This is a genomic window from Bradyrhizobium sp. STM 3562 (genome assembly GCF_045571435.1).
Taxonomy (GTDB): domain Bacteria; phylum Pseudomonadota; class Alphaproteobacteria; order Rhizobiales; family Xanthobacteraceae; genus Bradyrhizobium.
Genome location: NZ_CP120694.1, coordinates 6,736,617 through 6,750,178 on the forward strand (window position 1 = coordinate 6,736,617; position 13,562 = coordinate 6,750,178).

Consider the following 13,562-nt stretch of genomic DNA (forward strand, 5'->3'; position numbering starts at 1 on the left):
TATACCTGTATAAGCTCACTACTTTACCGGGATAGGCGATGCGCCGAAATAGCCTCCGCTCAACGTGGAGAATTCTTCATGCGCGTCTTCGTGACCGGTGCAACGGGATTTGTCGGCTCTGCCGTCGTCAAGGAATTGATCGGTGCGGGACATCAGGTGCTGGGTCTCGCCAGATCGGAGACGGGCGCGGCAACGATTGCGGCGACAGGCGCGGACGTCCATCGCGGCTCGCTGGAAGACGTCGATAGCTTGAAGACCGGCGCGGCCGCAGTGGACGCCGTGATCCACACCGCCTTCAACCACGACTTCTCGAAGTTTTCGGACAATTGCGCGATCGAAGGGCGCGCCATCGAGGCGCTCGGCAGCGTGCTGGAAGGCTCCGACCGGCCGCTGATCGTCACCGGCGGGGTTGCGCTGTTGGCGCCAGGCCGCATTGCGACCGAGGAAGATGTGCGTGCGGCCGGCTTTCCCCGCGTGTCGGAAGGGCTGGCCTCCGCGCTCGCGGCCCGTGGCGTGCGCGCGGCGGCAATCCGTCTTGCCCCCTCGGTCCACGGCATCGGCGATCACGGTTTTGTGCCGCGCCTCATCACCATTGCGCGCGCAAAGGGCGTCTCTGCGTATGTGGGTGAAGGGCTCAACCGCTGGCCCGCCGTGCATCGGCTCGATGCCGCCCGCGTCTATCGCCTCGCGCTGGAGCGGGGCGCCGCGGCAGGCCCGTATCATGCGATCGCCGAACAGGGCGTCCCCTTCAAGGAAATCGCCGCTGTGATCGGCCGCCGATTGAACCTGCCCGTCGTGTCCAAGTCTCCTGAAGAGGCGGCCGAGCATTTCGGCTGGTTCGCAACGTTCGTGAGCGCAGACGTGCCGACATCGAGCGAGCGGACGCGAAAACTGCTGGATTGGGAGCCGAAGCAGCCGGGGCTCATCGCCGATATCGACCAGCCGAGCTATTTTGAAAGCTAAATGGGTCGGCGCGAGCAAGAGACCCGGTCTTTCCAGAACAAAGACAAAGGTCTTGCGCAGCAATCCTGCGCAAACGCCGGCGTCGGCCTTAACGCTTCTCCTTGAGACGATTTCGGTGAGCGGCCTGTTTGGCGCGGTTGCCGCAGATGGCCATGCTGCACCATCGTCGCCCGCGGCCGCGGGTGCGATCGACGAACATGAGGGTGCAGCTATGCCCCTCGCATGCCTTCACGTCGGAAAAGTCTTCTTTACAGACGAATTTGGCCAGCGCCTCGCCGATCGGCAGCAGCAATGACTCGGGCGAACGCCAGCGCCGCATGTGTTGCAGGTGCAAGCGATCGCCGCCATCCGCGCGACGCGGGACGACCTGGCTGAAAGCCTCGTCACGTTCGAGCAGCCTGTTGAGCGGCTCCAGTTCGCGCGCTGCCTTGGCCGTCAACGGACGGCTCATGTGCTTGCGGACGAATCCTCTGAACCACTCGCGTAAGTCCCGCGCCTGATCGGCCACCTGATCCAGTTCGCCCGGCATCGCCCGCGCCTTCAGCGCGTCGAGTTCATCGGCCGGTACCAGCCCGGCTTGCGCGAGCCAGTCGAGGAATCCATCGCCGTCAGCGATCCAGTCGACCGGCGTATCGGTCGGCGTCGCGATCGAATTGAGGAAATCCAGGCCGGGGGAGTCGGCAATGAATATTGCGGGAGAATGAGATTGCATCTGGGGCCTTCCCGCAGCCGGGTCGTTCCAACGGGCAGATAAGTAACCCCTCTAATGGCTCTTGACAAGTTACTACATCGGCACGATAAGTGGCATAACCTGATAAACGCCGTTTTACGGGTTACAACTTCACCGCCGGGAGCAACGCCCATGTCCGCTGTGAAATACCGGTTTGCCGATGTCGATGGCTTCAAAGTCTTCTATCGCGAGGCCGGCTCATCCGATGCGCCGAAGCTGCTGCTTCTCCACGGCTTCCCGAGTGCGGGCCACATGTTCCGCGATCTCATTCCCCCGCTTGCGGACAAATTCCATATCGTGGCTCCCGACCTTCCGGGCTTCGGTCAGTCGGACATGCCGGCGCGGGGAAAGTTCACTTACACATTCGACAATATCGCCGGCGTCATCGACCGCTTCACCGAAGTGATCGGGTTCGACCGCTTCGCGATCTATGTCTTCGACTATGGCGCACCGACCGGCTTCCGGATTGCCGTTCGGCATCCGGAACGCATTACAGCGATCATTTCGCAGAACGGAAACGCCTATGAGCAGGGCCTCAGCGACGGCTGGAATCCGATCCGCACCTATTGGCAGGACCCCTCGCCGAAAAATCGCGAGGCACTCCGCGCGTTCCTCTCTCCCGAGGCGACCCGATGGCAGTATACGCATGGGGTTGCCGACGCAGACGCGGTGTCGGCGGACGGCCAAAACCTCGACAATTTCTATCTGGCGCGTCCCGGCGCCGACGAGGTGCAACTGGATCTGTTCGGGGACTACAAGAGCAACGTCGCGCTCTATCCGTCATTCCAGCAATATTTCCGGACTCATCGCCCGCCGTTCCTGGCCGTCTGGGGAAAGAACGATCCTTTCTTTCTCCCGCCAGGAGCGCAGGCCTTCAAGCACGACATTCCGGATGCCGAGGTCCATTTCCTCGACACCGGCCACTTCGCGCTCGAAACGCATGCTGGTGAGATCGCCGAACGGATCCGCGATTTCCTTGGGCGCAACACGCGCGCTTAGAGCACAGCCCGGCCGCGAAAAGCGGCTTCTCGCAGCGACGCAGCGATGACGTGCGATGGCTCATAGCAATCCCGTAGATGCCTCTCGAAAAATGGAGCCGCCAGCGGGGCAACTGGCGGCTCCAAGCCAGACGACGGCTTACCGGATAAGCAACGACGTCTGACAACAAGAGCCGGAGCAAATGCGCCCGCCCCTGCGTCGTTCAAAACATTCCTCCTCCCAACAGCGCAATGGCATGCCGGGCCAGGCGGTCGGGGCTGACGGAATTGGTCCCCTTTACCCCCGCGGCGAGCGGCAGCAGGACGAGGGCCATGATGGAGGTGAAGACCAGTTCTGGCTCGATGGTCTCGCCCAGCTTTCCCTGCTGCTTCCACCGCTCGATGCAGCGCGAGGCCTTCTCTCGCTTGGTTTCCGCGAGCCGCCTCTCGACGTGCTCGGTCAGCGCCCCGCCTTCGCTCAGACCTTCACGCAACCAGAGCGGAGCAAGCCAGGGGTATTGCGCCGCGGCTTCGAGCAGACGCGCGACGAAGGTCGAGATCACCGTCATGGGATCATCGCCTTCCGCGCCGAACGTCTCTTCGATACTGGTGCAAATCGGAAGCAGGCGCTCTTCGACGAGAGCGTCGATCAGTTGCTCCCTGCTGTTGAAGTAATAATGCGCCATCGCGGGCGTCAGGCCCACCTGGTCGGCGATCATCCGCAACGTCGTGTTCTGCACGCCCTGTTCGGCGAACAGCACGAGGGCCGCATCCAGCAGCAGCGTGCGCCGGTCCAACTTTCCCGTAGGCCGTCCCGGCGGACGCCGGGTGACGTCGCTAGCCCTTGGTAATCTCGCTGTCCGAGCCGTGCGGCCCGCCGGTTGCGCCAAATGCCTTGACACACTTCGTCCCAGAGAATTAATTAACTCGGTGATTAATACATCGTACGAGTGAGCTGAGCAATGGCCGCCGAAGAGAAAATGCCATCGAGGCCCACGTCCTTGATTCGGCGCAAGACGCCTCTTTTCGGCCGCTCGTTTGGGGCGCGCCCAGCGGACACGAGCCGCCGCGCAGCGGGGAACCGGCGTTGATTGCCGTCACGATGGCCAAGTTGTGTGTTTAGAGACGAGTGAACAAGGACGGCGCGTGAGCCGAGAACGCGACCGGCAGTGGGTCCCCAATGTGGAAAATCTATGTAAGCGCAGCGATGTTGTGGCTGGTGCTGTCGCCGTCTCATTTGACCGCGACCGCGCTTTCAGACACCGCCCCCTCCATTGCGCGCAACGACGCCGGAACCGGCGCCAACGTTGACGACCAGACGATCGACCGCGAGCTTGCGCTGTTTCGCACGGCACAGATCTCGCTCTGTCAGGCGCTGGTCAGGGCCGAAAAACTGCACCCGGGCTCGAAAACCTGGGACATCGGCTTCGACGGCAGCCCGGCTTCGCCGGTCTACAGGGTGAAGACGATGGCGAGCGATCGCATCTGGGAAAACGCCATCGATGCCCAAAGCGGAGACGTTGCGGGCGAAGAGGCTGTCTCGTTCGTCAAGGATCTGAATGCGGAAAATCAGCACAATGTCGACGCGCTCAAAAGCGTGCGCCAGGATCTCTTCGACGCCGTGCTCGTTGCAGAACGCGCCGCGAAGGGCAAAGCGATCGGTGGAACCCTGCTCAGGGACAGCGGGCGATTGAGCTTCGTCGTCGTCATCGTGAGCGGCGATGACCTCAAGCAGGTCACGCTCGATCCGCCCAGAGCGGGCCGCGGCGGACGGAGTACGCGGCAGGGCGCCGCGGTGCGGCGGTGCAATTAGTCTCATGCGAGCCTACCGGTTCACCAGCCACAGGACGAGGCTCAGCACGATGCTGATGATGAGCGAGGTCATCAGCGGAAAATAGAGGGAAAATCCCGGACGCTCGATGATGATGTCGCCGGGCAGCCGGCCCAGCCCCAGCCTGCCGATGAGCGGCCACAGCAAGCCGGCGGCGACCAGGACAAGTCCGAAGATGATGAGCGCGCGCGACATCCTGCATCTCGACCGATCGTGAGCCATCTTAGGGCGGCAACTCCAAGGTAGGGACCGACGCGGCGGTGCGGCAAGACCGGCGGGTCCTTCCCCCGCGCCCAATGTTACCGCTGAAACGCGATCGTTCAGTTTTATTGAACAATCGCCCGCCCTGTGCCAGAACGGGCCCGGGGAGCCTCATGGCTGATTCAATCAGGGCGCGGCTGATCAGATGGTTGCTTCCAAACGGGCACATAGCAGAGGCGGCCGACCTCCTTTGGAGCGTGCGGGCGAAGTCGAGGAGCGCATCCTCGACGCCGCCGAAAAGATTTTTCTGCAGCGCGGCTTCGACGGCGCGAGCGTCGACGAAATCGCCCAGACGGCGCGCGCGGGCAAGCCGACCATCTATGCCAGGTATCCGGGCAAGGAGTCGCTGTTCGCGGCGGTGATGGCGCGCCAGGTCGCGCGGAACACGCAATTCGAAAATCTGGCGCCGCATGGACGGACGTTTCAGGCCAAGCTGATCAACCTCGGCATGGCCCTGGCCGAGCGGATGCTCAACGACGACACGATCGGGCTGTTGCGCTCGGCCATCGCCGAGGCACAGCGCTTCCCGGAATTGACCCGCGGCGTCAACGAGATGGCGCGCAAGCGCGCCGCCGCCAACCTCGCCAAGGTGTTCGCTGAACTCGCGCGCGAGGAAGGGATCGAAGCCAAGGGCGCCTTTGCCCCGGAGCGGATCGCGGATACGGCGCGCAGCTTCCTCGACCTCGTGCTATTCGGCGTGCTGATGCGCCGCCTGATGGGCGAAGACGCCAAGGTGCTGCGGAAAGAATTGCCCGATCACGTACGCCAACGCGTCGAATTCTTCCTCGGCGCCTGCGCCAGGAACTAGAGTAGCCGCCGAGTTGCGCGAATTGAGCGTAAGCACGCCAGCCTCCGGGGTCACTGCGAGCGCAAGCGAAGCAAATCCAGACTTTCTCCGCGGACGCAGTCTGGATTGCTTGCGCCTACGCGCAAAGCCCCTACCCCGCCCGCGTCGATGGAAGGAAGCGGCGGGCGCCGCTTTCATCGAGCACAAATTTCGGGACCGCGCCGACGATGGCGGTATCGCGCACCAGCGCGAGCTTGCGGTTGTCCAGGATCAGCCACGCTCCCTCGACGCGCGCGGCGACCGCGGCATGGTCTTCAACCGGCGCGAGATTTTTCAAGATGACGATCTTCACATCGGCCGGCGAAAGCCCCGCCTGCAGCAGTGCGAGGTATTTGACGATCGCATAATCTTCGCAGTCGCCGCGGCGGGTCTGCAGCGTCTCGAATGGCGAGCTCCAATGGTCCTCAACGCCCCATTGCGCCTGGTCGCTGGCCGGCGCGATGGCGAGATCGACCGCCCTGTTGATGCGGCCGACGCGGGCGAGCCCGCTGCGACCTGAGCCTTCGGCGACGATATCAAGCAAGCTTTGCGCGGCGGCCGGGCAAGAGGCCTGCCTGCGACAGCGCGCCAGCACCTCTTGTTCGCGCGCGATATCGTCTTCGATCGTGCGCCATTTCGCCGTGACCTCGCCTGCCGCAACCGGTTCGCTATCCATGCCGAACAGCGGCCTCACTTGTGGACCGGCTTGAAGCGCGGCGAGGCGCACGGCGGATGCTGCATTGTCGGCCGCGGCGGCCGCTCCGCGATCACCGGCGGCCCGGACGACTTCGTCCGCGCCGGCCGAAGTGCGAGACAGGACCAGCGCGGCCAAAACAAGACCCACAGCAGCGGCCAGGCGCACTGCGCCAAGATGCCGCTTCACACCGCCCTGCCTTGCACTTGCCATGTTTTGCCGGCCATAACTAAACGATACCGTGCCGTTTAATTGGTGCGCCCACCGCTTTATCAACCATCGCTTGGTCAAGAAGGCTGCCATGCCGATCGCCCGCTACTTCGTTGTCGTCGGAGGCGCGCTGCTTGCGCTGCTGTTCGCGGCGAACTGGTATTTCGTGGACGCACCAGGCTCCTCGACGCTGCCGATCGAATATTCTCCGCTGACACCGCAGGCCGACGATCTGAACATCCGCATTCATTCCGAGCAGAAATGGCCGGAGAAGCTGATGTTCGATACCAACCTGCCGCGGATCGCCACGCCCGACCCTTGAGCCACGGCCGCGCGCGGCAGGCATTAGTCGCCAGATAGTCACGAAGGCGGATTTGCCAGCGCTCACGCCGCTCAGACCTGCAGCGTCGCAGGCGCATGGCTCCACGGCGCGGCATGAGCCGATCTTAATGCGCCATGGTGGGACCGCCGCCAAGTTTCACGCTGCGCAGCGTTAGCGCGAGCGGAATCGCGGCGAGCGAGATCAGCATCAAGGCCCAGTAGACGTCGATATAGGCGAGCAGCGCCGCCTGGCTCTGCGCCGCTTGGCCGATCCAGGCGACCGCCTGCTGCTGCGCCTGCGCGAGCGAAGCGCCGTGCGCGGTAAAACAGTTCGTCACCTGCTGCAGCGTGTCCTGGTACTGCGTGCTGGAGGGGATCGCGTGCTCGATCAGCCGGCTCTGGTGAAACTGCTCCCGATGCGCCAGCACGTTCGCCGCCAGCGACACGCCGATCGAGCCGCCGGTGTTGCGCGCCGCGTTGATCAGGGCCGAAGCCTGGTCGGTCTTGTCGGGCGGAATGCCGTCATAGGACGCGGTCGTGATCGAGAGGAAGATCAGCGGCAATCCGACGCCGAGCAGCATGCGCGACATCGCGAAGAACCAGAAGCCGACATCGGCATAGACGCGCGTCAGGTCGTACATGGCGCCCGCCACCACGATCGCACCGGCGATGATCATGTATTTCGGCTGCACCCTGCCGGAGAGGCGCCCGACCACGAACATCATCAGCATGGTGATGAGGCCGCCCGGCGACAGCACGAGGCCGGCCCAGGTCGCGGTGTAACCGAAGTTCTGCTGCACCATCTGCGGCAGGAATTGGGTGGTGGCGAGCAGGATCGCGCCGGTCGCCAGCATCACCAGGAAGCTCGCGCCGAACTGGCGCGAGGCGACCATGCGCACGTCGATCATCGGATTTCTACGGCTCATCTCCCAGGGGATCATCGCGACGAACGCGGCCGCGCAGACGGCCGCGACGGTGACGATGAAGCGCGAGGAAAACCAGTCATCCTCCAGCCCGCGGTCGAGCATGAGTTCGAGCGAGCCGAGGAAGGTCGCAACCAGCACGAAGCCGACGAGATCGAAACTGTGGCCTTGCGCAAGCAGGCGCCGCCGCTCGGTGGCCGCCGATGCCGGCTCCTGCAGGATCAGCGCAATCACCGCGATCGCTGCCACGCCGACCGGGCCGTTGATCAGGAAACACCAGTGCCAGGAGAAATTGTCGGAGAGCCAGCCGCCGAGCGTTGGGCCCACGACCGGCGCGACCACGACGGCGACGCCGAACAGCGCGAAGGCCTGGCCGCGTTTGGCCGGCGGAAAAGAATCGGCCAGGATCGATTGCGAGACCGGCACCATGCCGCCGCCGCCGAGCCCCTGCAGGATACGGAACAACAGCAGCGACTGCAGATTCCAGGCAAAGCCGCAGAGCACGGAGCTGACCGTGAACAGCGCAAGGCACATCAAAAAGAACGCCTTGCGGCCGAACCGCTTGGCGAGAAAGCTCGAGGCAGTCAGGATGATGGCGTTGGAAACCAGATAGGTCGTCACCACCCAGGAGGCTTCGTCCTCGCTCACGCCCATGCCGCCGGCAATATAGGGCAGCGCCACGTTGGCGATGGTGGTGTCGAGCACTTCCATGAAGGTCGCAACCGCGACCAGGATGGCGATCAGCCAGGGATTGGTCCCGGCGAGCGGTGCGGCGGGAGCGCCGCCTTTTGCCACGGCGGCGCTCATAGCCACGCCCTCAAGCGCTCATAGAGGGAGGGTGCGGAATTGATCCGCACGGTCGGCACCACGGACATGCCCGGGCCGAGCGCGACATCGGTCGGCGGATTATCCATGACGATCTTGACCGGTACGCGCTGCACGATCTTCACATAGTTGCCGGTCGCGTTCTCCGGCGGCAGCAGCGAGAAGGCGGGACCGGAGCCCGGCTGGACGCTCGCGATATGGCCGCGGATTTCGCGTTCCGGATAGGCGTCGATCCTGAGCGTCACCGGCTCGCCGGACCGCATGCGGTCGAGCTGGGTCTCCTTGAAATTCGCGGTCACCCAGACATCATCGGGTACGAACTGGGTCAGCGCCGTGCCCTGCGCGGCGAACTGGCCCTTTGCGGCGCCGAGATTGACGACGCGCCCGGACTGCGCGGCCGTGACGGTCGTGTAGGACAGATTGAGCTGGGCCTGGTCGCGCTGGGCTTCGGCTTGGGCGAGATTCGCCGCGGCGCTCTCCTGCTGTGCCTTGAGCGACTCGAGCTGCCGCTGCGCAACCTTCAGATTGGCCTGGGCACTGGCCAGCGCCGCCTGCGACTGGCGAAGCTGCGAATTGTATTGCTGCTCGTTCTGGACCGTGCCCGAACCGGTGCGCGCCAGATCCTGGTAACGCTGCGCCTGCTGCTGGGCGAAGACGAGCCCGGCCTGCGCCTGCTCGACCTGGGCCTCCCCGGCGTTGATCTGCGCCTGCTGGACGTCGATCTGGGCCTCGATATTCTTGATGCTGGCCTGCGCCGCGTTGACCTGCGCCTGCGCTTGCGCCAGCGCGGTGCGATAATCGCGATCGTCGATGCGCGCGATCACCTGCCCGGCCGCGACGTGCTCGTTATCGGTGACGGGAACGTCGGCGATATAGCCGGAGACTTTCGGCGCGATGGCGAATTGCCGCGCGGCGATGAAGGCGTCGTCGGTGCTCTCGAAATGCGCCGCATAGTCGTAATAGAGATAGCCGAGCGCGCCGGCCGCGAGCAGCGCCAGCACGCCAAGCATGGAAATGAACGGACGCCGCCGCAACAGGCCCTTGCGCGGCCGCTCCTCCTCCCGTTGCTCGGGCGGCGGAGCTTCCTGCGGCCGTTCGACCACACGCAGCTCGGACGGAGCTTCCTGCGGAACCGACTTCTGGCCGCGCCAGAACCCCTTTCGGGCTTGCGCCGGATGCTCACTGCCGCGCCATTGCTCCAGCGCGCGCTCGCGCGCCGGTGAGGGAACTTCCGCGGCTTGAGGGGACGGAGCCTCGTCGGTGACTGCTGGTTCGGCCATGGCCGCACTCCAAAAAGAACAGAACAGAACCGTTTCGTTTTATGAACATAAGCGCGGCTGGCTGCGATGCAATAGGCGTCGTTTGGCAGATTTCTAAACTCGCGGTCACGAATTGCGCCTGGCGCGCGAAATTCGGCGCCGTTCGGCCCGGTGCGCGCGAACTGTGGCGTCGTTCACGAGTTTTTGCAGTTTGCGTGAATAGAGGGGACGACGAGGGAAGGATCGCTTCCCTCATCGCCCGGTGCTCGGACTGGCAGACCGCCCGGCGTAGCGGCCGACCAGCGCCTGCAGGTGCTCCGGATAACGGGCGCCCTGCACGTCGACCTTGGCAACGGCGCGCGCGATGTCGGCAAGATCCGCCTCGGTCAGCGTGAGGTCGGCGGCCTTAAGATTCTCCTGGAGACGATGCAGCTTGGTGGTGCCGGGGATCGGCACGATCCACGGCCTTTGCGCGAGCAGCCATGCAAGCGCGATCTGTGCCGCCGTCTGCCGGAGGACGAGGTGGAGCGGCAGCTTTCTGAGGGGCGGCTGGTCCAGGTGCTGGACGACTGGTGCGCTCCCTTTCCGGGCTACCACCTCTATTATCCGAGCCGCCGTCAGATCGCACCGGCGCTTGCTGTGCTGGTCGATGCATTGCGCTATCGGGGATAAGCGGCATGTTGCCCTGCCGGTCACGCGGCAGCAAAACGCGCCAGCGCCTTGCGGTCGATCTCGATCCCGAGCCCCGGCCCATCGGGCACGCGGACCATGCCGCGCGCATGCTCGATCGGCGCGGTGAGAATCGCCTGCCGGATCGGATGCTCGGTGCGGTCGAACTCGAGTATCGGCGCAAGCGGGTCGAGCGAGGGCGGCGTGTGGGGCGGCAGCATGGCCAGTAGCTGCAGCGAGGCCGCAATCGCAATGCCGGTGCCCCAGACATGGGGGTTGTAGCGCACGGCGAACGCCTCGGCCATGTCCGCGATCTTCTTGCATTCGGACAAGCCGCCGGCCGCGCAGGTGTCCGGCTGAATGATATCGAGCGCATGCGAGACCAGAAGCTCGCGGAAACCGAAGCGGGTGAACTCGCATTCGCCCCCTGCGATCGGTATGGACAGCGCCGCTTTCACCGCCCGATGGCCGGCAACATCCTCCGGTAGTACCGGCTCCTCGAACCAGCCGATGTCGTATTGTTCGATCATCCGTCCCAGACGGATTGCGGCGACGGAATCATAGGCATGGTTGGCATCGATCATCAGCGCGATCCCGCCTCCGATGGCGTCACGCACTGCGCGCGTGACCTCGGCATCTTCTTCCACGCCGAAGCCGACCTTGAGCTTCACGGCTTTGAAGCCTTCGGCGACATAGCCTGCGGCCTCCTCCGGCAAGTAGCGGAGCGGATCGCCCGACTTGCGCCTGTAAAGGCCGGTCGCATAGGCCCGGACCTCGCTGCGCAGCGCCCCGCCCAAGAGCTGGTGAATAGGCACGCCAAAATGCTTGCCCTTTATATCCCAGAGCGCGATGTCGATGCCGCTCAAGCCCTGGATCACAACGCCCTTCTGGCCGTGATCGCGCAAGTTTGCGTAAATCGTCCGCCAGAGAGCGTCGGTGCGCAGCGGATCCTGGCCGATCAGCCAGGGCGCCATCGTTTCGACGACGGCGGCGGTGATCCGCGCCGGACCGTAGCATTCGCCCCATCCGGTCACCCCCTGATCGGTCTCGATCTCGACCACCATGGCCGTGCGGGTGTCGTACCAGGCACGCGAATAGGCAAAGGGCTGCGACAGTGCGGCCTGGAGCACATGGGTGTGCACGTTCGCGATCTTCATCGGCTTTGTTCTCGTTGTTTTGATTCCGCGGCACAAGACGAATATGGAAGATACGTCGCACCGCGAGGCGCCTCCCGCGCCGGCATAATACAGCAGGCCGCCAAGCTTCGTGAAATCGTTGCGGGCGCGTTCTATGATGGTGCCATGAGAAAATTCGCCAATGCGGCGCTGGCCGCCCTTGCGCTGGCTTGCGCCTCCGCCTCTTCCCTGCCCGCGCGCGCCGAGAACACGGCGGTCGACTTGCGCATCCTTGCGATCAACGACTTCCACGGCAATTTGAAGCCGCCGCCCGGCGGCATCAGGATTACCGACCCCAACGATGCGAGCAAAAGGATTGCGGTGCCCGCCGGCGGTTCGGAAACCATGGCGACGCTGGTGAAGCAACTGCGCGAGGGTCACAAGAACACGATCTTCGTCGCCGCGGGAGACCTGATCGGCGCGAGCCCGTTTCTGTCGGCCATGTTTCACGACGAGCCGACCATCGAATCGCTGTCGATGATGGGGCTCGCCATCTCCTCGGTCGGCAATCACGAATTCGACGAAGGCAAGGATGAACTCTTGCGCATGCAGAATGGCGGCTGCCATCCGACCGAAAATTGCCGCGGCCCGCATCCGTTCGAAGGCGCCAAATTCCATTATCTCGCCGCCTCCACCATCGACAAGGCGACCGGCAAGACCGTGTTTCCGCCTTACGAGATCAGAGAGTTCGACGGCATCCCGGTCGCGTTCATCGGGCTCGCGCTGAAGGGAACGCCGCAGATCATTTCACCGGCCGCCGCCAGCGGCCTCGAATTCCGCGACGAAGCCGAGACTGTCAACGCACTCATCCCCGAGCTGAAGGCGCGCGGGGTGGAGGCCATCGTGGTGCTGATCCATGAAGGCGGCTTTCCGAGCGGCGACTATAACGAGTGCCCCGGCATTTCCGGGCCGATCGTCGACATCGTTGGGAAGCTCGATCGTGCCGTTGATGTCGTGATCAGCGGCCACACCCATCAGGCCTATGCCTGCAACATCGACGGGCGGCTGGTCACGTCCGCCGACAAGTTCGGCACGCTGGTCACCGCGATCGATGTGAAGCTCGATCCGCAGAGCCGCGACATCGTCAGCGCCAAAGCGAACAACGTCATCGTGCGCACCGGCGCGCATCCGAAGGATCCCGAGCAGACCGCGCTGATCTCGTCTTACGAGACGGTCGCCGCTCCCATCGCGAACCGCCGCGCCGGCACCATCACCGAGACGCTGTCGCGCGCGCCGAACGCGGCCGGTGAGAGCGCGCTCGGCGATGTCGTCGCCGATGCGCAACTGGCCGCCACCTCCAGCGAGGCCAAAGGCGGTGCGGTCATCGCCTTCACCAATCCGGGCGGCATTCGCACCGATATCAACAAGCGCGACGATGGTGCCGTGACCTATGCCGATGTGTTCGCGAGCCAGCCGTTCCGCAATCAGCTCGTGACGCTGACGCTCACCGGGGCGCAGATCAAGGACATGCTCGAACAGCAATGGCTCGATCCGAAGCGGCCGCGCATCCTCCCCGTATCGAAGGGGTTTCGCTATAGCTGGGACGCTGCCAAACCCTATGGCGAGCGTGTGGTCGCGGCTTCCATGATGCTGAACGGCAAGCCGATCGAGCCCGCCGCGAGCTACCGCGTCACCGTCAATAATTACCTTGCGCTCGGCGGCGACGGTTTCACGGTGTTGAAGGGCGGAACGAACCCGCAATTCGGCTCCTATGACGACGAGGCGCTGTTCGCCTATTTTCAGGCGAGCAGTCCGATTGCGCCTCCCGCCGCCGATCGCATCGCCCAGACAAACTGAACAAATTGAACTGTCAGGCCGTTTCGGCGGAAGGCGCCCTTTCCGAGCGCCCCACGACCCCTTAAGTTAGCCGTTTGTTGCAAGCGCGCCCTCGCCCCCGC

At 64.2% G+C, this 13,562-nt stretch carries 14 protein-coding genes and 1 pseudogene; 7 read left to right on the top strand and 8 right to left on the bottom strand.

Annotated elements, in window-relative coordinates; genetic code table 11:
• Positions 1 to 78 precede the first annotated feature (78 nt).
• On the top strand, positions 79 to 963 hold the full coding sequence (locus tag P6U23_RS31075) for an SDR family oxidoreductase (RefSeq protein ID WP_407176186.1): 885 nt from the start codon (positions 79 to 81) through the stop codon (positions 961 to 963).
• Positions 964 to 1,051: 88 nt separating this feature from the next.
• Here P6U23_RS31075 and P6U23_RS31080 read toward each other — a convergent pair whose 3' ends face one another.
• On the bottom strand, positions 1,052 to 1,675 hold the full coding sequence (locus P6U23_RS31080) for a CGNR zinc finger domain-containing protein (RefSeq protein WP_407176187.1): 624 nt from the start codon (positions 1,673 to 1,675) through the stop codon (positions 1,052 to 1,054).
• A 150-nt stretch (positions 1,676 to 1,825) separates the two neighbouring features.
• Between P6U23_RS31080 and P6U23_RS31085 the strand changes: the two genes are divergently transcribed.
• Positions 1,826 to 2,692 carry an alpha/beta fold hydrolase gene (locus P6U23_RS31085; RefSeq protein ID WP_407176188.1) on the top strand — a complete coding sequence of 289 codons (867 nt, stop codon included), beginning with the start codon at positions 1,826 to 1,828 and terminating at the stop codon, positions 2,690 to 2,692.
• A gap of 202 nt (positions 2,693 to 2,894) precedes the next feature.
• Here the strand turns inward: P6U23_RS31085 and P6U23_RS31090 are convergent, their stop codons facing one another.
• Positions 2,895 to 3,467: a TetR/AcrR family transcriptional regulator gene (locus P6U23_RS31090; protein WP_407176189.1), complete on the bottom strand. Its 573-nt coding sequence runs from the start codon at positions 3,465 to 3,467 to the stop codon at positions 2,895 to 2,897.
• Between the two features lie 383 nt (positions 3,468 to 3,850).
• Between P6U23_RS31090 and P6U23_RS31095 the strand changes: the two genes are divergently transcribed.
• Complete coding sequence (locus P6U23_RS31095) at positions 3,851 to 4,483, top strand: PepSY domain-containing protein (protein ID WP_407176190.1); 633 nt, start codon at positions 3,851 to 3,853, stop codon at positions 4,481 to 4,483.
• 12 nt (positions 4,484 to 4,495) lie between these two features.
• On the opposite strand, the gene P6U23_RS31100 is transcribed toward P6U23_RS31095, so the two are convergent.
• Entirely contained in the window at positions 4,496 to 4,696 is a 201-nt protein-coding gene (locus tag P6U23_RS31100) for a DUF2905 domain-containing protein (RefSeq protein WP_407176191.1), read from the bottom strand.
• 256 nt (positions 4,697 to 4,952) lie between these two features.
• Here P6U23_RS31100 and P6U23_RS31105 point away from each other — a divergent pair, with 256 nt between their 5' ends.
• On the top strand, positions 4,953 to 5,570 hold the full coding sequence (locus P6U23_RS31105) for a TetR/AcrR family transcriptional regulator (RefSeq protein ID WP_407176192.1): 618 nt from the start codon (positions 4,953 to 4,955) through the stop codon (positions 5,568 to 5,570).
• Positions 5,571 to 5,700: 130 nt separating this feature from the next.
• Here P6U23_RS31105 and P6U23_RS31110 read toward each other — a convergent pair whose 3' ends face one another.
• A complete protein-coding gene (locus P6U23_RS31110; protein ID WP_407176193.1) occupies positions 5,701 to 6,495 on the bottom strand; it encodes a transglutaminase-like cysteine peptidase in 795 nt (264 codons plus the stop codon).
• A gap of 88 nt (positions 6,496 to 6,583) precedes the next feature.
• On the opposite strand from P6U23_RS31110, the gene P6U23_RS31115 reads away from it, so the two are divergent.
• Positions 6,584 to 6,814, top strand: a complete 231-nt coding sequence (locus tag P6U23_RS31115; RefSeq protein ID WP_407176194.1) for a hypothetical protein — start codon at positions 6,584 to 6,586, stop codon at positions 6,812 to 6,814.
• Positions 6,815 to 6,938: 124 nt separating this feature from the next.
• Here P6U23_RS31115 and P6U23_RS31120 read toward each other — a convergent pair whose 3' ends face one another.
• The 3 genes from P6U23_RS31120 to P6U23_RS31130 form a co-directional block, all read right to left on the bottom strand.
• The gene (locus tag P6U23_RS31120; protein ID WP_407176195.1) at positions 6,939 to 8,543 is read right to left on the bottom strand and encodes a DHA2 family efflux MFS transporter permease subunit; all 1,605 of its coding nucleotides are present in this window, start codon (positions 8,541 to 8,543) and stop codon (positions 6,939 to 6,941) included.
• Positions 8,540 to 9,841: an HlyD family secretion protein gene (locus P6U23_RS31125; protein ID WP_407176196.1), complete on the bottom strand. Its 1,302-nt coding sequence runs from the start codon at positions 9,839 to 9,841 to the stop codon at positions 8,540 to 8,542. Before P6U23_RS31125 ends, P6U23_RS31120 begins: the two co-directional genes overlap by 4 nt.
• Positions 9,842 to 10,072: 231 nt before the next feature.
• Entirely contained in the window at positions 10,073 to 10,276 is a 204-nt protein-coding gene (locus P6U23_RS31130) for a hypothetical protein (protein WP_407176197.1), read from the bottom strand.
• Between the two features lie 51 nt (positions 10,277 to 10,327).
• Here P6U23_RS31130 and P6U23_RS31135 point away from each other — a divergent pair.
• A pseudogene (locus P6U23_RS31135) lies at positions 10,328 to 10,492 on the top strand (LysR substrate-binding domain-containing protein); the annotation flags it as partial.
• 20 nt (positions 10,493 to 10,512) lie between these two features.
• Here P6U23_RS31135 and P6U23_RS31140 read toward each other — a convergent pair.
• Entirely contained in the window at positions 10,513 to 11,646 is a 1,134-nt protein-coding gene (locus tag P6U23_RS31140; RefSeq protein WP_407176198.1) for a mandelate racemase/muconate lactonizing enzyme family protein, read from the bottom strand.
• A gap of 144 nt (positions 11,647 to 11,790) precedes the next feature.
• Between P6U23_RS31140 and P6U23_RS31145 the strand changes: the two genes are divergently transcribed.
• Positions 11,791 to 13,461 carry a bifunctional metallophosphatase/5'-nucleotidase gene (locus P6U23_RS31145; protein WP_407176199.1) on the top strand — a complete coding sequence of 557 codons (1,671 nt, stop codon included), beginning with the start codon at positions 11,791 to 11,793 and terminating at the stop codon, positions 13,459 to 13,461.
• Positions 13,462 to 13,562 lie beyond the last annotated feature (101 nt).